This window comes from Bhargavaea massiliensis (assembly GCF_018390575.1).
Classification (GTDB): domain Bacteria; phylum Bacillota; class Bacilli; order Bacillales_A; family Planococcaceae; genus Bhargavaea; species Bhargavaea massiliensis.
Window position 1 is genome coordinate 207,586 of sequence record NZ_JAHBCJ010000002.1, and the last position, 24,022, is coordinate 231,607.

Annotated in this window: 23 protein-coding genes; 22 read left to right on the plus strand and 1 reads right to left on the minus strand. The window is 56.0% G+C overall.

The window, feature by feature from the left end:
* Window positions 1-46 precede the first annotated feature (46 nt).
* The 9 genes from KHA84_RS03835 (at window position 47) to KHA84_RS03875 (ending at window position 11,323) form a co-directional block, all read left to right on the plus strand.
* Window positions 47-1,252, plus strand: coding sequence for an acetyl-CoA C-acetyltransferase (locus tag KHA84_RS03835; RefSeq protein ID WP_213422209.1), 1,206 nt, complete (start codon window positions 47-49; stop codon window positions 1,250-1,252).
* Between the two features lie 2 nt (window positions 1,253-1,254).
* Entirely contained in the window at window positions 1,255-2,106 is an 852-nt protein-coding gene (locus KHA84_RS03840; protein ID WP_213422210.1) for a 3-hydroxybutyryl-CoA dehydrogenase, read from the plus strand.
* Window positions 2,107-2,148: 42 nt separating this feature from the next.
* Entirely contained in the window at window positions 2,149-3,285 is a 1,137-nt protein-coding gene (locus tag KHA84_RS03845; protein WP_213422211.1) for an acyl-CoA dehydrogenase, read from the plus strand.
* Between the two features lie 353 nt (window positions 3,286-3,638).
* Complete coding sequence (locus KHA84_RS03850; RefSeq protein ID WP_213422212.1) at window positions 3,639-4,778, plus strand: acyl-CoA dehydrogenase; 1,140 nt, start codon at window positions 3,639-3,641, stop codon at window positions 4,776-4,778.
* The gene (locus tag KHA84_RS03855) at window positions 4,775-5,434 is read left to right on the plus strand and encodes a TetR/AcrR family transcriptional regulator (RefSeq protein ID WP_213422213.1); all 660 of its coding nucleotides are present in this window, start codon (window positions 4,775-4,777) and stop codon (window positions 5,432-5,434) included. Before KHA84_RS03850 ends, KHA84_RS03855 begins: the two co-directional genes overlap by 4 nt.
* A complete protein-coding gene (gene icmF, locus KHA84_RS03860) occupies window positions 5,431-8,694 on the plus strand; it encodes a fused isobutyryl-CoA mutase/GTPase IcmF (protein WP_213422214.1) in 3,264 nt (1,087 codons plus the stop codon). The genes KHA84_RS03855 and icmF overlap by 4 nt, the downstream gene beginning before the upstream one ends.
* 109 nt (window positions 8,695-8,803) lie before the next feature.
* Window positions 8,804-8,962 (plus strand): hypothetical protein, encoded by a 159-nt coding sequence (locus tag KHA84_RS03865; RefSeq protein WP_213422215.1) that lies wholly within the window; start codon window positions 8,804-8,806, stop codon window positions 8,960-8,962.
* A 72-nt stretch (window positions 8,963-9,034) separates the two neighbouring features.
* Window positions 9,035-9,580, plus strand: a complete 546-nt coding sequence (gene rpoE / locus KHA84_RS03870; protein ID WP_213422216.1) for a DNA-directed RNA polymerase subunit delta — start codon at window positions 9,035-9,037, stop codon at window positions 9,578-9,580.
* A 144-nt stretch (window positions 9,581-9,724) separates the two neighbouring features.
* Window positions 9,725-11,323 carry a CTP synthase gene (locus KHA84_RS03875; RefSeq protein WP_213422217.1) on the plus strand — a complete coding sequence of 533 codons (1,599 nt, stop codon included), beginning with the start codon at window positions 9,725-9,727 and terminating at the stop codon, window positions 11,321-11,323.
* A gap of 517 nt (window positions 11,324-11,840) precedes the next feature.
* On the opposite strand, the gene KHA84_RS03880 is transcribed toward KHA84_RS03875, so the two are convergent.
* Window positions 11,841-12,359, minus strand: coding sequence for a DUF2529 family protein (locus KHA84_RS03880; protein WP_213422218.1), 519 nt, complete (start codon window positions 12,357-12,359; stop codon window positions 11,841-11,843).
* 168 nt (window positions 12,360-12,527) lie between these two features.
* Between KHA84_RS03880 and KHA84_RS03885 the strand changes: the two genes are divergently transcribed.
* From KHA84_RS03885 to KHA84_RS03945, 13 genes are all read left to right on the plus strand, one after another.
* Window positions 12,528-12,884: a response regulator gene (locus KHA84_RS03885; RefSeq protein ID WP_213422219.1), complete on the plus strand. Its 357-nt coding sequence runs from the start codon at window positions 12,528-12,530 to the stop codon at window positions 12,882-12,884.
* Window positions 12,885-12,978: 94 nt separating this feature from the next.
* Window positions 12,979-13,836, plus strand: a complete 858-nt coding sequence (locus tag KHA84_RS03890; RefSeq protein ID WP_213422220.1) for a class II fructose-bisphosphate aldolase — start codon at window positions 12,979-12,981, stop codon at window positions 13,834-13,836.
* Between the two features lie 82 nt (window positions 13,837-13,918).
* Window positions 13,919-14,566, plus strand: coding sequence for a fructose-6-phosphate aldolase (gene fsa / locus KHA84_RS03895; RefSeq protein WP_213422221.1), 648 nt, complete (start codon window positions 13,919-13,921; stop codon window positions 14,564-14,566).
* A 29-nt stretch (window positions 14,567-14,595) separates the two neighbouring features.
* Window positions 14,596-15,891, plus strand: a complete 1,296-nt coding sequence (locus KHA84_RS03900) for a UDP-N-acetylglucosamine 1-carboxyvinyltransferase (protein WP_213422222.1) — start codon at window positions 14,596-14,598, stop codon at window positions 15,889-15,891.
* A gap of 104 nt (window positions 15,892-15,995) precedes the next feature.
* Window positions 15,996-16,961: a class II fructose-bisphosphatase gene (gene glpX, locus KHA84_RS03905; RefSeq protein WP_213422223.1), complete on the plus strand. Its 966-nt coding sequence runs from the start codon at window positions 15,996-15,998 to the stop codon at window positions 16,959-16,961.
* Window positions 16,962-17,066: 105 nt separating this feature from the next.
* Window positions 17,067-18,353: a transcription termination factor Rho gene (gene rho, locus KHA84_RS03910; RefSeq protein WP_213422224.1), complete on the plus strand. Its 1,287-nt coding sequence runs from the start codon at window positions 17,067-17,069 to the stop codon at window positions 18,351-18,353.
* A 289-nt stretch (window positions 18,354-18,642) separates the two neighbouring features.
* On the plus strand, window positions 18,643-18,858 hold the full coding sequence (gene rpmE, locus KHA84_RS03915) for a 50S ribosomal protein L31 (RefSeq protein ID WP_092097453.1): 216 nt from the start codon (window positions 18,643-18,645) through the stop codon (window positions 18,856-18,858).
* 195 nt (window positions 18,859-19,053) lie between these two features.
* Window positions 19,054-19,665, plus strand: coding sequence for a thymidine kinase (locus KHA84_RS03920; RefSeq protein WP_213422225.1), 612 nt, complete (start codon window positions 19,054-19,056; stop codon window positions 19,663-19,665).
* A gap of 147 nt (window positions 19,666-19,812) precedes the next feature.
* Complete coding sequence (gene prfA / locus KHA84_RS03925; RefSeq protein ID WP_213422226.1) at window positions 19,813-20,889, plus strand: peptide chain release factor 1; 1,077 nt, start codon at window positions 19,813-19,815, stop codon at window positions 20,887-20,889.
* Window positions 20,876-21,754 (plus strand): peptide chain release factor N(5)-glutamine methyltransferase, encoded by an 879-nt coding sequence (gene prmC / locus KHA84_RS03930; protein WP_213422227.1) that lies wholly within the window; start codon window positions 20,876-20,878, stop codon window positions 21,752-21,754. The genes prfA and prmC overlap by 14 nt, the downstream gene beginning before the upstream one ends.
* Window positions 21,755-21,819: 65 nt before the next feature.
* Window positions 21,820-22,389, plus strand: coding sequence for a stage II sporulation protein R (locus KHA84_RS03935; protein ID WP_213422228.1), 570 nt, complete (start codon window positions 21,820-21,822; stop codon window positions 22,387-22,389).
* 27 nt (window positions 22,390-22,416) lie between these two features.
* A complete protein-coding gene (locus KHA84_RS03940) occupies window positions 22,417-23,448 on the plus strand; it encodes an L-threonylcarbamoyladenylate synthase (RefSeq protein ID WP_213422229.1) in 1,032 nt (343 codons plus the stop codon).
* Window positions 23,449-23,511: 63 nt separating this feature from the next.
* Window positions 23,512-24,009, plus strand: a complete 498-nt coding sequence (locus tag KHA84_RS03945; protein ID WP_213422230.1) for a manganese efflux pump — start codon at window positions 23,512-23,514, stop codon at window positions 24,007-24,009.
* Window positions 24,010-24,022: the final 13 nt, after the last annotated feature.

Genomic DNA, 24,022 nt, shown 5'->3' on the forward strand with positions numbered 1-24,022 from the left:
CGGACAATATGAAAACGCTCTCATCATGAAAAGGGGGAAATCGATCATGGCAAGAACGGCGATTCTTGGCGGGGCACGAACACCATTCGGCAAATTCGGCGGGCTTCTTGCGTCCCAGACGGCAAGCGATCTTGGAGGAGTGGCAATCCGCGCAGCCCTGGAACGGACCGGAACATTACCGGAAGACGTTGATGAAGTCATCATGGGGACCGTCCTGCAGGGCGGCCAGGGTCAGATCCCGTCCCGGCAGGCCGCGAACAAGGCAGGCATCCCGTGGAAGGCGAAGACCGAAACGATCAATAAAGTCTGCGCATCCGGCATGCGCGCGGTAACACTCGGCGACCAGCTGATCCGCCTCGGTGAGGAGCAGGTGATCGTGGCGGGCGGCATGGAATCAATGTCGAACGCGCCGTACTATATGCCGAAGGGCCGCTTTGGCCTGAAAATGGGGGACGCACCGCTGGTCGACGGAATGATCCATGACGGGCTGTCCTGCTCGTTCCACCCGGACCGGGTTCATATGGGCACATACGGGAACAGCACTGCGGAAACGATGGAGCTGACGCGCGAAGCCCAGGATGAATGGGCATTCCGCAGCCATGAACGCGCCGTGAAGGCGATCGATGAAGCCCTGTTTGTCGAAGAGATTGTCCCGGTCGAGGTACCCGCACGGAAAGGGCAGACCATCCTCGTCGGGGAAGACGAGGCGCCTCGCCGCGATACATCTTCCGAGACGCTCGCGAAGCTGAAGCCGGCATTCGGCAAGGAAGGCACGATCACGGCCGGCAACGCACCGGGCGTGAACGACGGCGCCTGTGCGCTTGTCCTGATGGATGCGGACCGTGCGGTTCAAGAAGGCAAGGACGTGCTGGCTGAGATCATCGCCCATGCGGAAGTCGCCGTCGAACCGGAGAACTTCCCGCAGACACCGGGACTCGTCATCAATGAAATCCTGAAAAGGACAGGGAAGTCACTAGAGGAAATCGACCTGTTCGAGATTAACGAAGCGTTCGCGGCCGTCTCGCTCGCCAGTGCGAAAATCGCCGGACTTGATCCGGAGAAAGTCAACGTCAACGGCGGCGCAGTCGCGCTCGGCCATCCGATCGGTGCGAGCGGCGCGCGAATCATCCTGACACTCGCACATGAGCTCAAGCGCCGCGGGGGCGGTGTCGGCATTGCAGCAATCTGCTCGGGCGGCGGCCAGGGGGATGCCGTCATGATCGAAGTGCCGAAACAGGAACAGGGGGAGTAAACATGGACATCAAACATGTCATGGTCATTGGAGCCGGACAGATGGGCGGCGGCATCGCACAGGTGTGCGCCCAGGCCGGGTTCGACGTGACCCTAAACGATATAAGCGAAGAAGCCTATGAAAAAGGACTCGGTGTCATCACGAAAAACCTTTCCCGCGGAGTGGAAAAGGGCCGGATGACAGAGGAAGAAAAAGACGCGGCACTCGGACGCATCCGGAAATCGACGGATCTTTCCGATGCGAAACATGCCGATCTGATCATCGAGGCGGCAGTCGAAAAAATGGAGATCAAGCAGTCGATTTTCAAGCAGCTTGACGAACATGCGCAGGAGCATGCAATTTTGTCGACGAACACGTCCGCGTTGCCGATCACGGAAATCGCTGCTGTCACCAAGCGGCCGGGACAGGTTATCGGGATGCACTTCATGAATCCGGTGCCGGTCATGAAGCTCGTTGAAATCATCCGGGGCCTCGCCACGACCGACGAGACGTACCAGGCGGTCGAGGACATGACGAGGAAGCTGTCCAAGACGCCGGTTGAGGTGAACGACTACCCGGGATTCGTTTCGAACCGCGTGCTCATGCCAATGATCAACGAGGCCATTTTCACGCTTTACGAAGGAGTCGCAACAAAAGAAGCCATCGACGAAGTGATGAAACTCGGCATGAACCACCCGATGGGCCCGCTCCAGCTTGCGGACTTTATCGGCCTGGACACTTGCCTGTACATCATGGAAGTGCTGCATGACGGTTTCGGCGACCCGAAATACCGCCCATGCCCGCTTCTCCGCAAATACGTCAACGCCGGCTGGCTCGGCAAAAAGTCAGGCCGCGGCTTCTACATCTACGAATAAGCCGGTCCGTCCGTACAGCATTTATCAAATGAGGTGCACACCATGAATTTTGCATTCAACGAAGAACAGAACATGATGCGCCGGATGGTGCGCGACTTTGCGAAAAACGAGGTGGAACCGTTTGTTCCGAGGATGGAAGCCGGCGAGTTCCCCCGCCCGCTGCTTGAAAAGATGGGCGAGCTGGGACTCATGGGCATCACGGTGCCCGAAGAGTATGGCGGCTCCGGAATGGATTATATGAGCTATATCATCGCGATCCATGAACTGTCCAAAGCAAGCGCCGTCATGGGTGTGATCCTGAGTGTCCACACATCGGTCGGCATCAATCCGATCCTGAAGTTCGGAACGGAAGAACAGAAACAGACGTACATCCCGAAGATGGCGTCTGGCGAGTATCTCGGTGCATTCTGCCTCACCGAACCGTCCTCCGGATCCGATGCCGGCGCGATGAAGACAAAGGCGGTCAAAAAAGACGGCCATTACGTCCTGAACGGTTCCAAAGTGTTTATTACAAACGGGGGCGAGGCGGATGTCTACATCGTCTTCGCCAACACGAATCCGGCAGCGGGCAGCCGCGGTGTCACGGCGTTTATCGTCGATAAAGGCACGCCTGGTTTCGTCATCGGCAAGGACGAAGAGAAGATGGGACTCCATGGCTCCCGCACCGTCCAGCTGACGTTCGAGGATATGAACGTGCCGGTGGAGAATGTGCTCGGCCAGGAAGGCGAAGGGTTCAAGATCGCCCTCGCCAATCTGGATGCCGGCCGGATCGGCATTGCCGCACAGTCACTGGGCATCGCGGAAGCCGCAACAGAAGCGGCCGTCGCCTATGCAAAGGAACGAGTCCAGTTCGGCAAGCCGATTGCAGCCAATCAGGGAATCGGCTTCAAGCTCGCCGACATGGCGACATCCGTCGAAGCGGCACGCCTCCTCGTCTATCAGGCAGCGGACCTGTACGGACGCGGCGTACCCGCCGGCAAGGAAGCTTCAATGGCGAAATTGTTCGCCTCCCAGGCGGCCATGGACTGCGCGATTGAAGGCGTCCAGGTATTCGGCGGATACGGCTATACAGAAGACTATCCGGCGGAGCGCTACTTCCGTGATGCGAAAGTGACTCAGATTTATGAAGGCACGAGCGAGATCCAGAAGATAGTCATCAGTAAACATCTCACAAAGTGAGATGTTTGCCCAAGAGCGGGCGTTTGGCGGCAACCCCTCACGAGGTGAGGGGTTGCACATCGAGATTACAGGTTAGTGCTTCAAGAATACACGTTCACTTCTTGAGATTACACGTTGGGGCTGCGAGATTACCCGTTGGGGCTGCGAGATTACACGTTGGGCGCATATCCTGGCCCGGTTGCATGAAAGATCAGAGAGGGCGGTCTAAAGATCATGAAGCCACGGCGAAAGATCAGAACCGGACCATAAAAGATCAATAAGGCTGCCGACTGCCGGTTGTTGCGCCCCGTACCACGCGCTCTATGAAAGTACTAATAAACGGCACGGCCGTTGACCGAAAGGTGGAAGACGAAATGAACTTTAAATTGTCCGAAGAACATGAAATGATCCGGAAAATGGTGCGCGACTTTGCAGAAAAAGATATCGCGCCGACTGCGGCGGAGCGTGATGAGGAAGAGCGCTTCGATGTGGAGCTGTTCCACAAGATGGCGGAGCTCGGCCTGACGGGCATTCCGTGGCCGGAAGAGTACGGCGGCATCGGTTCCGATTTCCTCGCGTATGTCATTGCGGTCGAGGAGCTTTCCCGTGTGGATGCGTCCGCAGGCGTCGTCCTGTCCGCACACACGTCTCTGGCCGGCTGGCCGGTCTATAAATACGGCACGGAAGAGCAGAAGCAGAAGTATCTCCGTCCGATGGCGGAAGGCTCGAAAATCGGTGCCTACTGCCTGACGGAAGCAGGGTCCGGGTCCGATGCGGGCGGCATGAAGACGACTGCGAAAAAGGACGGCGACCACTACATCCTGAACGGTTCCAAGATGTTCATCACGAACGGCGGCATTGCCGACACGTACATCGTCTTCGCGGTCACCGATCCTTCTTCCAAGCACAAAGGCACGAGTGCGTTTATCGTCGAAAGTGATTTTGAAGGCTTCTCGGTCGGCAAAAAGGAGAAAAAGCTCGGTATCCGTTCGTCACCGACAACGGAAGTCGTCCTCGACAACTGTAAAGTCCCTGCCGAAAACCTGCTGGGCGAAGAGGGCCAGGGCTTCATCATCGCGATGAAGACGCTGGACGGCGGCCGCAACGGCATCGCCGCACAGGCGGTCGGTATTGCACAGGGCGCACTTGACCACTCGGTTGCCTATGCGAAGGAGCGCGAGCAGTTCGGCAAGCCGATCGCGGCAAACCAGGGCATCGGATTTAAGCTCGCCGACATGGCGACGTCGATCGAGGCGTCCCGTCTCCTCACGTATCAGGCAGCGTGGCTCGAGTCGAACGGCCACCCGTACGGCAAAGAGTCCGCAATGGCAAAACTCATGGCGGGCGACACCGCGATGAAGGTGACGACGGAAGCGGTCCAGGTGTACGGCGGATACGGCTACACGAAGGACTATCCGGTCGAGCGATTCATGCGTGACGCGAAAATCACGCAGATCTACGAGGGCACGCAAGAGATCCAGCGCCTCGTCATCTCCCGCATGCTGACGAAATGACCGGAAAGAAAACGTCGGTGCGCCATGAGGTCAAGTCGTCGGTCAAAGACGAGTCACTGATCGAGAAGCGCCGCGACCAGATGATCCGCGGAGCGGTGAAGCTGTTCAGGGAGAAGGGGTTCCACCGCACGACCACGCGGGAAATCGCGAAGGAAGCGGGCTTCAGCATCGGCACGCTCTATGAATATATCCGAACAAAGGAAGACGTCCTGTATCTGGTCTGCGACCGCATCTATGAGGAAGTCAATGACCGCCTGTCCCAGCTTGCTGAAAAACAGGGCACGCTAGAAGGCCTGAAGGACGCCATCCGACTCTATATCGAAACGATCGATGAAATGGATGACGAATTCACGGTCATGTATCAGGAAACAAAGTCCTTGCCGAAAACAGCACTCAGCTATGTACTGGAAAAGGAGCTTGAAATGGCGGGCATGTTCGAGCGGATGCTGGCCGGCTGCTCCGAAGCGGGCGAGATCAGGCTTTCCGAGAAGGAAGCCCGGCTCGGCGCACACCATATCATTGTCCAGGGGCAGATGTGGGCGTTCCGCCGCTGGACGCTCCGCAAACAGTTCACATTAGGGGAATTCATCGATATGCTGACGGACCAGCTGCTCTACGGGGTGGCAGGCCGTCTGCAGAAGGGGGAAGCAAAATGACAACTGCACAAGTTGAAGTCTACAAGCCGGTGAACCATGTCCGGTTCGTGACGGCATCCAGCCTGTTCGACGGCCATGATGCCTCGATCAACATCATGCGCCGCATCCTGCAGGCAAGCGGGGCGGAAGTCATCCATCTCGGCCATAACCGGTCGGTCGAGGAAGTTGTCAATGCGGCCATCCAGGAAGACGTGCAGGGGATCGCGATCTCTTCCTACCAGGGCGGCCACGTCGAATATTTCAAGTACATGCATGATCTCCTGAAGGAAAAAGGCGCGCCGCATATCCGCATCTACGGCGGCGGGGGAGGCGTCATCATCCCGAGGGAGATCAAGGAACTCCACGACTACGGAATCTCGGGCATCTTTTCGCCGGAAGACGGGCGCCGGCTCGGCCTCCAGGGCATGATCAATGAAATGTTGAAGCAGTGTGATTACAAAACGTCCGAGAAAAAGGACCTCGGCCATCCGGAGGAGCTGGCTGCGGACAATGTACCGCTCCTGTCCGGCCTGATTACACTGGCGGAAGACGCGCATCTGAACCAGACCGATGAAGCAAAGAAGGTGCTGGAAGCTGTCCGGCAAAAGTCGAAAAACACACCTGTTTTCGGTATTACGGGCACAGGGGGCGCAGGCAAGAGCTCGCTGACCGATGAGCTGATCCGCAGGTTCCTCCATGAACTGCCGGACAAAAAAGTCGCCATCCTGTCAATCGACCCGACCAAGCAGAAAACGGGCGGCGCGCTCCTCGGCGACCGGATCCGCATGAACGCGATCTTCAGCGACAGGGTCTACATGCGGAGCCTGGCGACACGGGGATCCCGCTCCGAACTGTCGGGTGCCATCCGTGATGTGCTGGATGTGGTCCGTGCGGCAGGCTTTGACCTGATCATCGTCGAAACGAGCGGAATCGGGCAGGGCGATGCCGAGGTCGCAGAAATCGCGGACGCCTCGATGTACGTGATGACGAGTGAATTCGGTGCGCCTACTCAGCTCGAGAAAATCGATATGATCGACTTCGCAGACCTGATCGCGATCAATAAGTTTGAGCGCAAAGGGTCCGAAGATGCTCTCCGCCAAGTGCAGAAGCAGTACCAGCGGAGCCGCCTGCTGTGGGACCGCCAGCTTGACGAGATGCCGGTGTATGGCACCATCGCAAGCCAGTTCAACGATAAGGGCACCAACTCGCTGTTCGCGGCCATCGTCGATGTCCTGAACGACAAGTTCGGCCTCGGCTGGGAAACGTCTTACAAGCAGTCCGTCAAGACACAAAAGCAGAACGTCATCATCCCGAATGACCGCCGTTATTACCTTCGCGAAATCACCGATACGATCCGTGACTACCACAAGCGCGCGGAACAGCAGGCAGAGCTTGGCCGCAGGCTGTTCCAGCTGGAAGGAGCACTCGCCATGATCCGCGAAAAAGGCGGGGATGAGGCACTTGAGGCATCTCTCCAGTCGCTGGTCGACGGGGTGAATAGTGAGCTGACGACAGAGTCCAGGCGTATCCTCGAGAACTGGGAAAGCCTGAAGGAAGCCTACTCCGGGGAAGAATTCATCACAAAGATCCGGGACAAGGAAATCCGCACGATCCTTCGTACGGAAAGCCTGGCCGGCCTGAAGATTCCAAAGGTCGCCCTGCCGAAGTTCAAAGATTACGGAGAAATCCTCCGCTGGGTGTATGCGGAAAACGTGCCGGGCTCCTTCCCGTACACGGCTGGCGTGTTCCCGTTCAAGCGCCAGGGGGAGGATCCGAAGCGACAGTTTGCGGGAGAGGGGACGCCGGAGCGGACCAACCGCCGGTTCCATTATCTTTCCAAGGATGATGATGCAAAGCGCCTGTCCACGGCATTCGACTCGGTCACGCTGTATGGCGAAGACCCGGCTTACCGCCCGGACATTTACGGCAAGGTGGGCGAGTCAGGCGTATCGGTCTGCACGCTTGAAGACATGAAAAAGCTGTACGACGGTTTCGACCTTTGTGCACCGTCAACATCGGTCTCGATGACGATCAACGGCCCGGCGCCGATCATCCTCGCGATGTTCATGAACACAGCGATCGACCAGCAGGTAAAGAAGAAGGAAGAGGAGCTCGGCCGCACCCTGAATGTGGAAGAGTTCACAGAAGTGCGTGAACAGACGCTCCAGACTGTACGGGGAACCGTCCAGGCCGACATCCTGAAGGAAGACCAGGGCCAGAACACATGCATCTTCTCGACTGAGTTCGCCCTCCGCATGATGGGGGATATCCAGCAGTACTTTATCGACCACAAGGTCCGCAACTATTACTCGGTGTCCATCTCCGGCTACCATATAGCAGAAGCGGGGGCCAACCCGATTTCCCAGCTTGCCTTCACGCTGGCGAACGGCTTCACTTACGTGGAATATTATCTGAGCCGCGGCATGAACATCGATGACTTCGCGCCGAACCTGTCGTTCTTCTTCTCGAACGGCCTTGATCCGGAATACACGGTGATCGGCCGCGTGGCACGGCGCATCTGGGCGATTGCGATGCGCGAGAAATACGGCGCGAACGAGCGCAGCCAGAAGCTGAAGTACCACGTCCAGACATCGGGCCGGAGCCTGCACGCTCAGGAAATCGACTTTAACGACATCCGGACGACGCTCCAGGCGCTCATGGCCCTGCAGGACAATTGCAACTCTCTCCATACGAATGCCTATGACGAAGCCATCACGACGCCGACAGAAGAGTCGGTGCGCCGTGCGATGGCGATTCAAATGATCATCACGAAAGAGCATGGACTCTCGAAAAACGAAAATCCTCTCCAGGGCTCGTTTGTCATCGAGGAACTGACCGACCTTGTCGAACAGGCCGTGCTGGCCGAATTCGACCGCCTGAATGACCGAGGCGGCGTCCTGGGTGCGATGGAGACCCAATATCAGCGCGGCAAGATCCAGGAAGAGTCGATGTATTACGAACACCTCAAGCATTCGGGTGAACTGCCGATTGTCGGCGTCAATACCTATCTGAATCCGAACCCGCCATCCGAGGAAGATATCGACAATATGGAGCTTGCCCGTGCGACGAAAGAAGAAAAAGAAACTCAAATCCGCAATCTGAAGTCGTTCCAGGAGCGCCATGGCGACCGCACGCAGGAGGCCCTCGACCGCCTGAAAAACGCGGCCGTCACAGGGGGCAACATTTTTGAGGCTCTCATGGATACGGTCAAGGTCGCCAGCCTCGGCCAGATCACGGCAGCCCTATATGAAGTCGGAGGACAATACCGCAGGAATATGTAAGAGGAAGACGGTTTCCGACAAGAAAAAATTTCCGATGTCCCGCTTCTGCGGGACATCTATTTTTTCTTCTGATGTATAATGTAGGAAGTAGCGCAGAGGAGGGCTCCCGTTGAAAACGTCCTATCACGTGGTCATTATGGTGATCCTGATCGTCCTGTCCATAGCCCTATACAACCATGGTCTTGCCGCGGCTCCGCTGATTCTGCTGTCCGCGCAGCTGTTTTATCTGTTCTTCAGCGGATGGAGAACGCTTAAAAACAAAAGTTGACGGTGGCATAGCGGGAACCCCATTGTATATAATGGTGATTATGCCAACGCATGCAGAAAGGACGTGCTCCTGATGAACCTTCAAGATCTAACACAGGAACAGTTAAAAGAAGAAGCCCTGATCGACCTTGCCTTCGCTCTGTTGGAAGAGCGCCGCGAGCCGATGGAGTTCCCTGCCCTTATGGCAGAACTCGGCCGGATGGTCGGTCTGTCGGAGGAAGAGACCAAGGAACGCCTCGTCCGCTTCTATACAGATATGAATATTGACGGGCGTTTCCTTGCACTCGGTGACGGGCGCTGGGCGCTCCGTGAGTGGTACCCGGTCGACAAGATCGAGGAAGAGACTGCTCCTTCGGTCAAAACCCGGAAACGGAAAGCGAAAGCAAAAGCCGTAGAGGACGATGACGAAGAAATCATCGAGGACGACGAGGACGTCGACTTTGATGAGGACTTTGACGAGTTCGCCGAAGATGACGAAGAAGAAGACTTCGAAATTGAGGACGAGGAAGAAGAGGACGTCGACGAGCTCGATGATGACAAGGACGACGAAGAGCTCCTCGACGGCGAGATCGATCTTGCCGACGAAGATGAGGAAGAGGAAGAGGAAGAAGAAGTTTAACCTTGACGTATCATGATCACCGGTTTATGATTTAATTCGGGCTCCTCTGATTGAGGAGATTGAAATGTGCGTATGCGCTCCCCTGCAGAACGGTTTGCAGGGGGGCCTTTTTTGTTTTTGGGAATGACAGGAGGAGATTTTGAAGTGACCAAGTATATTTTTGTAACCGGCGGTGTCGTATCTTCATTAGGGAAGGGAATTGTGGCAGCATCCCTCGGCCGCCTTTTGAAAAACCGCGGCCTTGAAGTGACTATCCAGAAATTCGATCCGTACATCAATGTGGACCCGGGGACGATGAGCCCTTACCAGCACGGTGAGGTGTATGTCACGGAAGACGGCGCGGAAACCGACCTCGACCTCGGCCACTACGAGCGATTCATCGATATCAATCTGACGAAGTATTCTGCGGTGACAACGGGGAAAGTTTATTCCACCGTCCTGAAGAAAGAACGCCGCGGCGACTATAACGGCGCAACCGTACAGGTCATTCCGCACATCACGAATGAGATCAAGCAGCGCGTACTCCGCGCCGGCAAGGAAACGAACGCGGACGTCGTCATTACCGAAATCGGCGGCACCGTTGGCGATATCGAGTCGTTGCCGTTCCTGGAAGCAATCCGTCAGCTCCGTTCCGACCTCGGCCGCAACGAAGTCATGTACATTCACTGTACGCTCATTCCGTTTATCCACGCGGCAGGTGAGATGAAGACGAAGCCGACTCAACACAGTGTCAAGGAACTGCGCGGTCTCGGAATCCAGCCGAACCTGATCGTTGTCCGTACCGAGCAGCCGGTTCCTCAGGACATGAAGGATAAGATCGCCCTTTTCTGCGATATCCGTCCGGAAGAAGTCATCGAATCCCGCGACGCCGAGACGCTCTATGAGATTCCGCTCCGGCTTCACGCGCAGGGGATGGATGACCTCGTCCTCGATCATCTGCGCCTGGAAGCACCTAAGCCGGAACTTGATGATTGGGTGGCACTTGTCGATAAAGTCAAGTCGCTCTCCAAAACGGTCAAAATCGGCCTAGTCGGCAAGTACGTGGAGCTTCAGGACGCCTACATCTCGGTTGTCGAAGCACTGCGCCACGCCGGATTTGCCTTCGATGCGGAGATTGACGTGAAATGGATCAATGCCGAGGACATCACCCGCGAAAATGCTGCGGAGCTTCTGTCCGATGTTGACGGCGTACTCGTGCCGGGCGGCTTCGGGGACCGCGGCATTGACGGCAAGATCGCTGCTGTCGAATACGCGCGTGAAAACAATGTGCCATTTTTCGGCATCTGCCTCGGCATGCAGCTCGCATCTGTAGAATATGCCCAGCATGTCATGAAGATGAAAGGCGCTCACTCCTCGGAACTCGATCCGTCGACCGCATTCCCGATCATCGATATCATGCCGGATAAAAAAGACCTTGAAGATCTCGGCGGCACGCTTCGCCTCGGCATTTATCCGTGCAAACTGAAGCCGGGCACCAAGGCACACGCAGCATACGGTGAGGATCTCGTCTACGAACGCCACCGCCACCGTTTCGAATTTAACAACGAATACCGTGAAACTTTCGAAAAAGCGGGATTTGTCTTCTCCGGTCTCAGCCCGGACGGCCGCCTCGTCGAAATCGTCGAGCTGCCTGAACATAAATGGTTCGTCGCCTGCCAGTTCCATCCGGAATTCATCTCCCGGCCGAACCGCCCGCAGCCGCTCTTCCGCGAATTCATCCGCGCATCGATCGGCGAAAACTGAACAACGGACAAGCCAGGCCCCTGCTAAAAGCGGGGCCTGGTCAGACTGTAGACAAAGTGAGTGGATTACTCCTTTGTCTGCAGTTTTTTGTTTTCCGGAGAATCCTCCGGATTTCCGCTGCGGGCCCTTGCTTACCAAAACTGAGTTTTGGTAGCAGGAAGAGCTTTGTTGGCCAACGCTTTTCCCGCAGGTGTCTCGGGGCCTCCGCTTCAATCCGATATGAGGCTTACTCTGCGATAGGGCTTTCCGAAAACTTAAATTCAAGACGCCATTTTGCAAATGTCACGGACATTGGGTGATACTTGCAAAAAACTGGGCTGTCAAAAAACAGTTCACATGCTGATGCGCAATGCTTAGCGTTGCACACAACGACATGGGTTGTCTTCTGATGTCCGACTTCTATCAGAAACACCATATGTTTACAGATAGAGGTATTCAACATATCAGTTTTGATTTATGATAGGTTACACAACAGTCATACATAGAAAATGCCCTGTGCAACAACAGGGCAAGGGGTTCAGCTGTATTCTGCCAATAAATCTTCGTAGTCCATCCGAACAGCTTCGTAGACGAAGAGGGCAGCCAATGCATGGGGGAACACGGTGCGCCCGCCATCATCCGATGGAAGCAGACCGCGCTTCACGCCAAGTGACACATAAGCAGATGCCAGTTCGGCGAGTTCATTGCCTTCCGCGTCTTCCGGCTCGTCTGCCACGGCTGCAAACGGAATGAACTGCTCGGACAGCCGGCGGGCAAGCTCCAGTGCTTCTTCGTCAGAAGCGCTGCGCGTAAGAATCCATACCCGGTCAGTGCTGTCGATTTGTTCACCGTGATAACGTACGGCCCCTTTTAGCGGCTCTTGTCCTCGGATTGCGTTTGCGCTCACGGCACCTAGCTCTCCGAACGCGGCGATGAACACGCGTCCTTCGCCGGCTGTCGCCTGGGCAAGCAGGCGGGCCGTCATCCCGATCATTTCTTCTTCGCTCCCGGAGATGCGTTGGAGCAGCCCGGACATTTGTGTAGTCAGCATTTTCATTTGAATCCCTCCGGCTTCATTATAAAGGAAGCTGCTGCAGCATCCAAAAGCTGTGCGGAGGAAAAGAAACTTTGCGGATGCAAAAGTATTCCGTAAATCCGAGAGGTAATGTTAGAATTATCTTGAATAAAAGAGAATATAGAATATTATGAAAGCAGGGACTGTCCTATGAAACGTATATTAATCGTTGATGACCAGAACGGCATCCGCCTTCTGCTGGAAGAAGTGTTCAAGCGTGACGGGTACGAAACGTCCGTCGCCAAAAACGGATACGAAGCGATTGAACGGTTCAAAGACACGCCGCCGGACTGCGTGCTGCTTGATATGAAAATGCCTGGGATGGACGGTATTGAAGTACTGAGGGATTTCAAATCACAAAGACCCGATATACCGGTTTTCATGATGACCGCATACGGGGAGCAGGAGCAGATTGATGCGGCAAAGGCGCTTGGCGCAGAGAAGTACTTTACCAAACCGTTTGATATTCACGAGCTTCGGAGCGAGATTGGCGGAATCCTCGCGTGACCGGCGGGCAGTGGCGGACACTGCCTGTTTTTGTTATGATGAGAAGGTGTAAAAACGAAATACTGACTTCCCATTTTCGAAGGAGGAATCGAGTATGGCACTTGTTTCCATGACGGACATGCTGAATAAAGCGAGAAAAGAAGGCTATGCGGTCGGCCAATTCAATATCAACAACCTTGAATTCACACAGGCAATCCTGCAGGCGGCCGAAGAAGAGAAATCCCCGGTCATCCTGGGCGTTTCTGAGGGCGCGGGCAGATACATGGGCGGCTTTAAAGCTGTTGTGCCGATGGTGAAAGGCCTGATGGAGTCTTATGGAACGACTGTTCCTGTTGCCATCCATCTGGACCACGGATCTTCCTTTGAAAAATGTAAAGAAGCGGTGGACGCAGGCTTCACATCGGTGATGATCGATGCGTCTTCGAAGCCGCTTGAGGAAAATATCAAAATCACGGCAGAAGTCGTCGAATACGCCCACAAACATGGCGCATCCGTTGAAGCGGAGCTTGGTGTCGTCGGCGGCCAGGAAGATGACGTCATCGCGGACGGCGTCATCTATGCGGATCCGAAAGAGTGCGAAGAGCTTGTGAAGCAGACGGATATCGACTGCCTCGCGCCTGCGCTCGGATCGGTACATGGCCCGTACAAAGGCGAACCGAATCTCGGGTTCAAGGAAATGGAAGAAATTTCAAAGCAGTCGGATCTACCGCTTGTCCTCCACGGTGGTACAGGCATTCCGACTAAAGACATCCAGCGCGCCATCTCCCTCGGTACGGCTAAAATCAACGTCAACACCGAGAACCAGATTGCATCGACTAAAGTCATCCGTGAAATCCTGGATAATGACAAGCAGGTCTATGACCCACGTAAATACCTCGGTCCTGCACGCGAAGCCATCAAGGAAACCGTCCAAGGCAAGATGCGTGAATTCGGCAGTTCCGGGAAAGCTTAAAAACAGGGGAGAAAACAGGAGAGGTGCGGGGCATCATCTCCTTCTTTCCATTCATCAGTGAAACTCCAGGGAGGAACCAAACATGAAATTCTTCATCGATACAGCCAACTTTGACGAAATCAAGGAAGCCCATGCATGGGGCATTTTATCCGGCGTGACGACAAACCCGTCGCTCGTCGCCAAAGAAAACGTGCCATTCCATGACCGCCTGAAAGAGATTGCGGAATTGGTTCCGGGCTCGGTCAGCGCGGAAGTGATCGCGACAGAAGCAGAAGAGATGGTCCGTGAAGGTCGCGAACTTGCGGCAATCGCACCGAATATCACAGTCAAGCTTCCGATGACGCCGGAAGGACTCAAGGCGTGCTCCACGTTTGCCAAAGAGGGCATCAAGACGAACGTCACCCTCATCTTCAGCGCCAACCAGGCGCTTCTCGCGGCTCGCGCGGGCGCAACATACGTCTCGCCGTTCCTCGGCCGCCTGGATGACATCGGCCACAATGGGATGGATCTCATTGCAACCATTTCCGAAATTTTTATCCAGCACGGCATCGAAACGGAAATCATCGCGGCATCAATCCGCCACCCGCAGCATATCACGGACGCTGCGCTAAACGGTGCACACATCGCGACTACTCCGCTGAAAGTACTAAAGCAGATGTTTAACCACCCGCTGACGGACAAGGGCCTTGAAGCGTTTCTCGCGGACTGGAACAAGCGGACTGCCGAGTGACGGAACTTTTTCGGAACGAGGGAAATGATATGGACGTTTACAAAATCAACGGCGGACGGGATCTGACAGGCACCATTAAGGTGAGTGGCGCCAAAAATAGCGCAGTCGCCCTTATCCCTGCCTCCATCCTGGCCGGCTCGGAAGTCTCGATCGAAGGCCTGCCCGAAATCGCTGACGTGTTTACACTAAAAGCACTGCTCGAGGAAATCGGCGGGGCGGTCACGTTCCGGGACGGGACGATGACGATAGACCCTTCGGAAATGATCGCCATGCCGCTCCCGAACGGCAATGTCAAGAAATTGCGCGCTTCCTACTATCTGATGGGAGCGATGCTCGGCCGTTTCGGCAAAGCAGTGATCGGCCTTCCGGGTGGCTGCCACCTGGGACCGCGTCCGATTGACCAGCATATCAAGGGATTCGAAGCACTCGGCGCGAAAGTGACGAATGAACACGGCTCGATTTACCTGCGTGCCGAAAAGCTGCGGGGTGCGAAAATCTACCTGGATGTGGCAAGCGTCGGCGCTACAATCAACATCATGCTTGCGGCTGTTCTCGCCGAAGGCCGTACGATTATTGAAAACGCCGCGAAAGAACCGGAGATCATTGATGTCGCCACACTGTTGTCGAACATGGGAGCGAAAATCAAAGGTGCCGGGACAAACATCATCCGGATCGAGGGTGTGGAATCGTTGTCAGGAACCACCCATACGATCATTCCCGATCGGATTGAAGCGGGCACTTTTATGATCATGGCCTCCGCGGTGGGGGCCGGTGTCACGGTTGATAACGTCATCCCGTTCCACGTTGAGGCCCTGACGGCAAAACTTCGCGAAATGGGCGTTGATGTCATCGAAGAAGAGGAGCGGATCATCATTCCGAAACCGGCACGTCCTCTAAAGGCGGTCGATGTGAAGACGCTCGTGTATCCGGGATTTGCGACCGATCTCCAGCAGCCGATGTCTGTCCTTCTCACGCAAGCTGAGGGAACTTCGGTTGTAACCGATACCGTTTATTCCGCGCGCTTTAAACATATCGATGAATTGCGTCGCATGAATGCGTCCGCCCGTGTCGAAGGAAGCTCGGCGATCATCGCGGGCCCGGTGCACCTTCAGGGGGCATCCGTAAGGGCGACCGATCTAAGAGCGGGGGCAGCGCTCGTGCTTGCCGGACTGATTGCAGAAGGCGAGACGGAAGTGCAGGCGATCCACCATATCGAACGCGGGTACTCCAACCTGATCGGCAAACTGGGCGGACTCGGTGCGGACATTCGCAAGGTTCGTCTGCCGGAGGGTGCCACATCCGTGAAAGATAGCGGTAATCACTGACCTGATCATTTTAAACGAAACAGCGGCCGCGGCAGGTTTCCTGCCGGTCGGACCGCAAAATTGATTTTGCTTTCCCCGCCAGACGGGGAGAAAGGAAGTGCACGATGGAACGCAGCTTATCGATGGAACTGGTCCGTGTCACTGAGGCGGCCGCACTCAACTCTGCCCGCTGGATGGGACGGGGACTGAAGAACGAGGCGGACGACGCAGCGACAAGTGCGATGCGCACCGTTTTTGATACCATCCCGATGCAGGGTGTGGTTGTGATCGGCGAAGGCGAAATGGACGAAGCACCGATGCTCTACATAGGAGAAGAACTCGGCACCGGCACAGGTCCTGCGGTCGATGTCGCGGTCGACCCACTTGAAGGAACGAATATCGTTGCGTCCGGCGGCTGGAATGCGCTGGCAGTCCTTGCCGTTGCTGACCGCGGGAACCTTCTCCACGCGCCGGACATGTACATGGAAAAAATCGCAGTCGGGCCCGAGGCTGTCGGCCGGGTCGATATCGATGCCCCGATTATCGACAACCTCCGGGCTGTCGCAAAGGCAAAAAACAAAGACATCGAGGATGTTGTTGCGACGGTTCTGCACCGTGAGCGCCACGCGAAAATCATCCGGGAAATTCGTGATGCCGGCGCGCGCATCAAACTGATCAATGACGGCGATGTCGCCGGCGCGATTAACACAGCGTTCGACGACACAGGGGTGGACATCCTGTTCGGTTCCGGCGGTGCGCCGGAAGGAGTCATCTCCGCGGTCGGCCTGAAATGCCTCGGCGGAGAGATTCAGGGCCGCCTCGTTCCGTCCAATGAAGCGGAAATCGAGCGCTGCAATAAGATGGGCATCGAAATCGATAAAGTGCTCCGGATGGAAGACCTCGTCAAAGGTGACGACGCCATCTTTGCTGCAACCGGCGTAACGGACGGCGAGCTTCTGAAAGGTGTCCAGTTCAAAGGCGCCTATGGTTCGACACACTCCCTTGTCATGCGTGCCAAGTCAGGCACGGTGCGCTTTGTCGAGGGGCGGCACAGCCTTCAGAAAAAACCGCACTACGTTATGGAATACTGATCAATCTGTGCCCGGCGGAAACGCCGGGCATCTCCTTCTTCATCACTTCGCAACGCCTGCGGGCGGCTGCCATCCCCCAACTGAACGAAAAGAGGTGACCGCCCAATGGCGGAAGAGCTCACACTGGCTGGCATGCAGGAAAAGACCCTCAAGGAACTTTACGGGCTAGCCCGTAAATTGAACATCTCCTACTACAGCAAACTGACGAAAAAAGAACTTATTTTTGCAATACTGAAGTCCCGTGCCGAGCAGGAAGGCTACTTTTTCATGGAAGGCGTACTTGAAATCATACCGACAGAAGGCTATGGTTTCCTCCGTCCGATCAACTATTCGCCAAGCATGGAAGATATCTATATTTCAGCATCCCAAATCCGACGGTTTGACCTGAGAAACGGTGATCGGGTGAGCGGAAAAGTCCGTCCCCCTAAGGAAAATGAGCGCTATTACGGCCTCCTGCAGGTCGGGGCGGTCAACGGCGAAGACCCGGAAGTCGCGAAAGAGCGCGTCCACTTCCCGGCACTGACTCCGCTTTATCCGGAAAGGCAGATCAAACTCGAGACGGCGCCTGACAAGCTGTCCACCCGGATCATGGACATTGTCTCCCCGGTCGGCTTCGGCCAGCGCGGCCTCATCGTCGCGCAACCGAAAGCGGGGAAGACCCAGCTGTTGAAAGAGATCGCCAATTCCATTACGGAAAACCATCCCGAGGCAGAGCTGATCGTCCTTCTTGTGGACGAACGCCCGGAAGAAGTCACCGACATTGAACGCTCTGTCGATGCGGATGTCGTCAGCTCGACGTTCGATGAGCTGCCCGACCACCACGTGCGTGTGGCTGAACTCGTGCTTGAACGGGCGATGCGCCTTGTCGAGCACAAGCGGGACGTCATCATCCTGATGGACTCGATCACACGGCTTGCCCGTGCCTATAACCTCGTCATCCCGCCAAGCGGCAGGACACTGTCCGGAGGGATCGACCCGGCCGCGCTCCACAGGCCAAAGCGGTTTTTCGGCGCCGCGCGCAATCTTGAAGAAGGCGGCAGCCTGACTATCCTTGCGACAGCGCTTGTTGAGACGGGATCCCGTATGGATGATGTCATCTATGAGGAGTTCAAGGGGACCGGCAACATGGAACTGCACTTGGACCGCCATCTTGCCGAACGTCGCATCTTCCCGGCATTGGACATCCGCCGCTCCGGCACCAGGAAAGAGGAACTTCTCCTGCCGAAACAGCGGCTGGACAAGCTGTGGGCGATCCGCCGCACATTCTCCGACACGCCCGATTTTGCCGAACGCTTCCTGAAAAAACTCCGCAGCACGAAAAGCAACGAAGAATTCTTTGAACTCCTGAACAGGGAAATGAAAGAAAAGCGGGGCGGCAAGGGACTGCTTTGATGACCGGTTATCAATGCGCATGCGGCCGCAGGAAGATGAACCGTTGCGGTATTGAGGTGAGACGGTAACATGTTCCAGTGAGACGTTAACATCCTGTCACAACTGCCAAAACGTCCGGGCGAAAGCCCGAATTTATCAGTTGCATTGCTCCGATTCCGATGCTATACTGTGTGATGTAAGTTTGTGACTATCTGACAGCATATACGGCTCGCCTGTATGGTCGTGTAAGGCTGCAGTACGATAATTTAACTCTGTTCCAGATGGTTCAGGGCGAGAGGAGAAGAATTTCATGAAAACAGCCATTCATCCGGAATACAAAACAGCGAAAGTGACTTGCTCTTGCGGCAACACCTTCGAAACTGGTTCCGTAAAAGAAGACATCAAAGTTGAAGTCTGCTCCGAGTGCCACCCATTCTACACGGGTCGCCAGAAGTTCGCTGCAGCCGACGGCCGTATCGACCGCTTCAACAAAAAATATGGCCTCAAAGAAGAAGGCCAGGAGTAATACCTGCATAAAGCCCGTCCGCCGCGTCAACGGCGGGCGGGTTTTTGCGTGTCTGAATGGCGGTCAGCATTGACATGCTATAACACATCCGCCGCCAAAAATAAAGACAGGAAATCCTTCAGGAAATCCGTTAAGATGAGAATCTGGAATGCCAGGATCGGGGGATTGCCCCTGAGTTTGAAAGGGGAAAACCGGATGTTCGTATCAATGCAGGGAGGCTGGGCCGAAGTGATCAGCGGCAGCATGTTCTCGGGAAAATCCGAGGAACTGATTCGCCGTGTCCGCCGGGCCCAGTTTGCCAAACAATCGATCGCGGTATTTAAGCCGGCCATTGATGACCGTTACAGCGAGACGGCGGTCGTCAGCCATAACGGGAATGAGATTGTCGCACTCCCGGTTGCCAAAGCAGCTGACATCTGGCGCCATATCGATGACACCGTAGATGTGGTCGGAATTGATGAGGCCCAATTTTTCGATGAAGGAATCGTCGACACGGTCGCGGAACTCGCGAACCACGGCTACCGGGTCATCATCGCAGGACTCGACCAGGATTTTCGAGGAAAGCCGTTCGGTCCGATGCCGGAGCTTATGGCCACAGCCGAGCTGGTCACGAAGCTGCAGGCAGTCTGTGCGGTCTGCGGATCACCGGCCAGCCGGACACAACGGCTGATCGACGGGAAGCCGGCACATTACGATGATCCGGTTATCCTTGTCGGGGCAGATGAAGCATACGAGCCACGGTGCCGCCTTCACCATGAAGTGCCGAATGGAGTGTCCGTAAAAAGCCGCTCCGACGCAGAAAACTAAAACGCACATGTTAGACCGATACACCCGGCCGATGACGGCCGGGTGCTTTTTAGGTTATAATGATGGGATGAATGAACCGAAAACTTGCCAAGGGGACCGCTGAGGCCCCTGCAAATAATTTGATGTTGCGGGAGGATGGATTCCCTTATGTATGAACGCCTTCAGGCGGTGGAACACCGCTATGAAAAACTGAATGAACTGCTGAGTGACCCGGAGGTTGTCCAGGACACTGATCTTCTGAGGAAGTATTCAAAGGAACAATCGGAAATCGCTGAGACGGTGGAAGTCTATCGCGCATACAAAAAAGCATCGGATGAACTATCGGGTGCAAAGGAAATGCTCGATGACAAGCTGGACGCCGAGATGAAGGAGCTTGTGAAAGAAGAAGTCTCGGATCTTGAAACAGACATCGGGGAGATGGAGGAGAAGCTGAAGCTGCTGCTTCTGCCGAAAGACCCGAACGATTCGAAAAACGTCATCATGGAAGTCAGGGGAGCTGCCGGCGGGGATGAGGCTGCACTTTTCGCGGGAGACCTCTTCCGCATGTACAGCCGCTATGCCGAGTCCAAAGGCTGGAAGACGGAAGTGATCGATGCTTCGCCGACGGGTCTCGGCGGTTTCAAGGAGATCATTTTCATGATCAGCGGAAACGGGGCCTACTCCCGCCTCAAATTTGAGAACGGAGCCCACCGTGTACAGCGTGTGCCCGAGACGGAGTCCGGCGGCCGCATCCACACCTCCACTGCAACAGTCGCCTGTCTTCCGGAAGCAGAAGAAGTGGAAATCGACATCCATGACAAGGACATCCGTGTGGACACATTTGCATCAAGCGGACCGGGCGGCCAGTCGGTCAACACGACGATGTCCGCAGTGCGCCTGACGCACCTGCCGACAGGGATCGTCGTCTCGTGCCAGGATGAAAAATCTCAGATCAAGAACAAGGAAAAGGCGATGAAAGTGCTGCGTGCGCGAGTGTATGACAAGTTCCAGCGGGAAGCACAGGCAGAGTATGACGCGATCCGCAAATCCGCAGTCGGGTCAGGGGACCGCTCCGAGCGGATCCGGACTTACAATTTCCCGCAAAACCGCGTGACCGACCACCGCATCGGCTTGACCATCCAAAAGCTGGATCAAATCATCAGCGGGAAGCTCGATGAAGTGGTGGATGCCCTGATCATGGAAGAGCAGGCAGTGCGCCTGGAGTCGCTTGATGCGGCAGAGTGATACGGCTGCCGCAATCCTCGCGGAAGGAAAAAAGAGATTATCCGAAACCGGTCGCGAAGTGCATGCCGCAGAGCTGTTGCTGATGCATGTGCTGAACGTAAGCCGTACGCAATTCCTGATCCGGCTGCGAGAACAGGTCGGGGAAGAAGAGCGGAGCCGTTTCTTTTCCGGCATTCACGAAATGGCTGCGGGCGTGCCTCTTCAGTATGTAACGGGCAGTGAAATGTTTTACGGGCGCTCATTCACGGTCACACAGGATGTTCTCATTCCCCGCCCCGAGACGGAAGAACTGGTATCCTGTGCTCTTTCCCGAGCCGAGCGGATTTGGCCCGGAAAAGACGGTCTCAGTATGGCTGACATCGGTACGGGGAGCGGCGCGATTGCGGTGACATTCAAATTGGAGCGCCCGGGTACAGAGGTCACTGCAACGGATATTTCCCCTTCCGCTCTTCGTGTCGCGAGGCACAATGCGGTGCAATTGGGTGCAAGAGTGTCTTTTCTTGAAGGGGATATGACTGAACCGCTTTCCGGCAAGGAGTGGGATATCGTGTTATCCAATCCGCCGTACATCGATCCCGTCGATGAATCGGAAATGTCGGATACGGTGACTGGCTACGAGCCGCACAGCGCGCTCTTTGCGGAGGAAAAGGGCCTTGCCCATTACCGGACGCTTGCCGCAACGCTGCCGGATCTGATGGCTGCCCCGGGATTCATTGGGGTCGAAATCGGCCATGATCAGGGACAAGCTGTACGCGAGATGTTCCAGGCCGCCTTCCCGCATGCAGCAGTTGAGATTGTCAGGGATATCAACGGCAAAGACCGGATGGTGTTCTGTGAGATTCCCGGGGGCTTTACCGGACAATAAAATTCCAGTTTGATTGAATAGATTACCGGCCTCCTGCCCACAATGCGGTCAAGGAGGTCGATCAAATGCTGACAGATTACAATATTAAGAGGAAGGGCAGCCACCGCGCAGTCTTGCTTGCCGTCCTTCCGTTCATTCAATTCATGCTTCTGCTGATCGCGCTGCAGTGCGCGCTGATCTTGCTGTCCGGAGCGGCGGGAGAAGAGGTTCGGGAAACGTTCCGGGTCCGGGTCATCGCTGACAGCAACACGGCGGATGCCCAGCAGGTGAAGGCAGGCGTGGCCGACGAAATCAGCCGTGTGCTCGGCCAGGCTGAGCTCACGGACCCGTCCGGCATCAAAGCATTGATTCCGGAAATGACGCATGCTGCCGAAACGGTCTCTGGCGGAGCGCCCGTACGCGTCATGTATGGGGCGGCTTTCTTCCCTCCAAAAGTGGTGAATGGGGGAATGATCCCGCAGACCATGGCGGATTCTATCGTCGTGACTGTCGGGAGCGGCCGCGGAGACAACTGGTGGTGCGCACTTTTCTCGGATGTATGCGAACCGGGAGAAATTGCGGCAGAAGAAGAGGAAACAGAAGAGGAGCCGGTTACCTTTTTCATCGTCGAATGGCTGAAGTCGCTGTTCGGATAATGCCGGCGGAAAGGAAGTGATGCCGAAATGGATACGGTCATGACACAGTTAACGGGACAGGGCGATGAATTGCTGTTCAGGGACGCAGCCGAAATCCTGAAAAATGGAGGCCTCGTCGCGTTTCCGACAGAGACCGTCTACGGCCTAGGAGCGGATGCGACAAACGAAAAGGCGGTCGGAGACATTTACCGCGCCAAGGGGCGACCTTCCGACAATCCGCTGATTGTACATATCGGCACGGCCGGGGAACTCGAACGTTATGCGGCGGAAGTACCTGAAGTGGCATGGAAATGCGCGGAAGCGTTCTGGCCGGGGCCGCTGACGCTCATCGTCCGGGCAAAACCCGGCGTTTTTGCTCCTTCCGTGACAGCCGGGCTGGACACGGTCGGCCTGCGGATGCCGGCCCACCCCGCAGCACTCGGGCTGCTGCAAACGTCCGGTCTTCCGGTCGCCGCTCCAAGCGCAAACACGAGCGGCAAGCCAAGCCCGACACGCGCAGAACATGTTGCTTCTGACATGGATGGCAAAATCCCCTACATACTTGACGGCGGCCCGACAGGTATCGGTATCGAGTCGACTGTCCTGGATCTTACATCCAACCCTCCGGTGATCCTGCGTCCGGGCGCTGTCACGGCGGAGATGCTCCGGCCGGTCATAGGCGATGTCAATCAGACTGCAGATGCGGGAGATGTGGAAGATGAAGCGCCGCGCTCACCGGGGATGAAATATACCCATTACTCCCCGGAGGCACCTGTCTGGCTGATCGGTCCGGACCGGGAGCAGATCCGTAATGCCGTCCGCCTCCTTCACGGGGAAGGCAAAAGGGTTGCCCTTGTCGCTCCGGAAGATTTCGGGGGAACCGGGGCGGACTGGTACTTCCGGACAGGCCGCCAAAACGATCCGGCATCCGTCTCCGTGCAACTGTATGCATCGCTCCGTGCCTGCGACGGGACGGATGCCGACATTATCCTTGCAACGACAGTTAATGATGAAGGAATCGGCGGTGCCGTCATGAACCGACTGAACAAGGCGGCCGGCGGGCGCCTGTTCCGCAACTGACCGCGAACATACACCCATTCCGTCCCGCATAAGCTGGACAGAGTCGGAACGGGGGGACAACGGATGTGGCAGGAACCGGTAGCGGGTCTTTTGACGGCGATGGACGTGGCGGCAGTCTATACGGTCCTGCCGCTCCGGCGCAAGCGGCTGTTGCTTGCTGCCTGGACAGGACTGCTCCATATGGCTTTCCCGGTCGCGGGATTCGTGGCGGGCGGAGCGGCGGCTGAACTTTTGGCGGGACTCGGAATCTATCTGTCTGCACTGATGCTGATTTTTCTCGGTCTTCATATGATGTTGAGCGAGGAAGGGGCAGATATGAGAATGCCGCCCCATCTGCTTGCGGCACTGCTCAGTATCGATTCCTTTTCGGTCAGCCTGTCATTTGGTATGCTTCAATTAGATATGGTCCGATTCATCCTCAGTGCAGGGGTCAGCGCATTTGTCCTGTCCTGCGCGGCGCTTTATGTTCGTGGATCCGTTGCGTTGCTCGGGGGACGGAAGCTCCGGATCGCAGGCGGCATCGGCCTGGCGGTCATGGGGATTATTCCCCTGATCGGCTGATCGGGGGATGGAC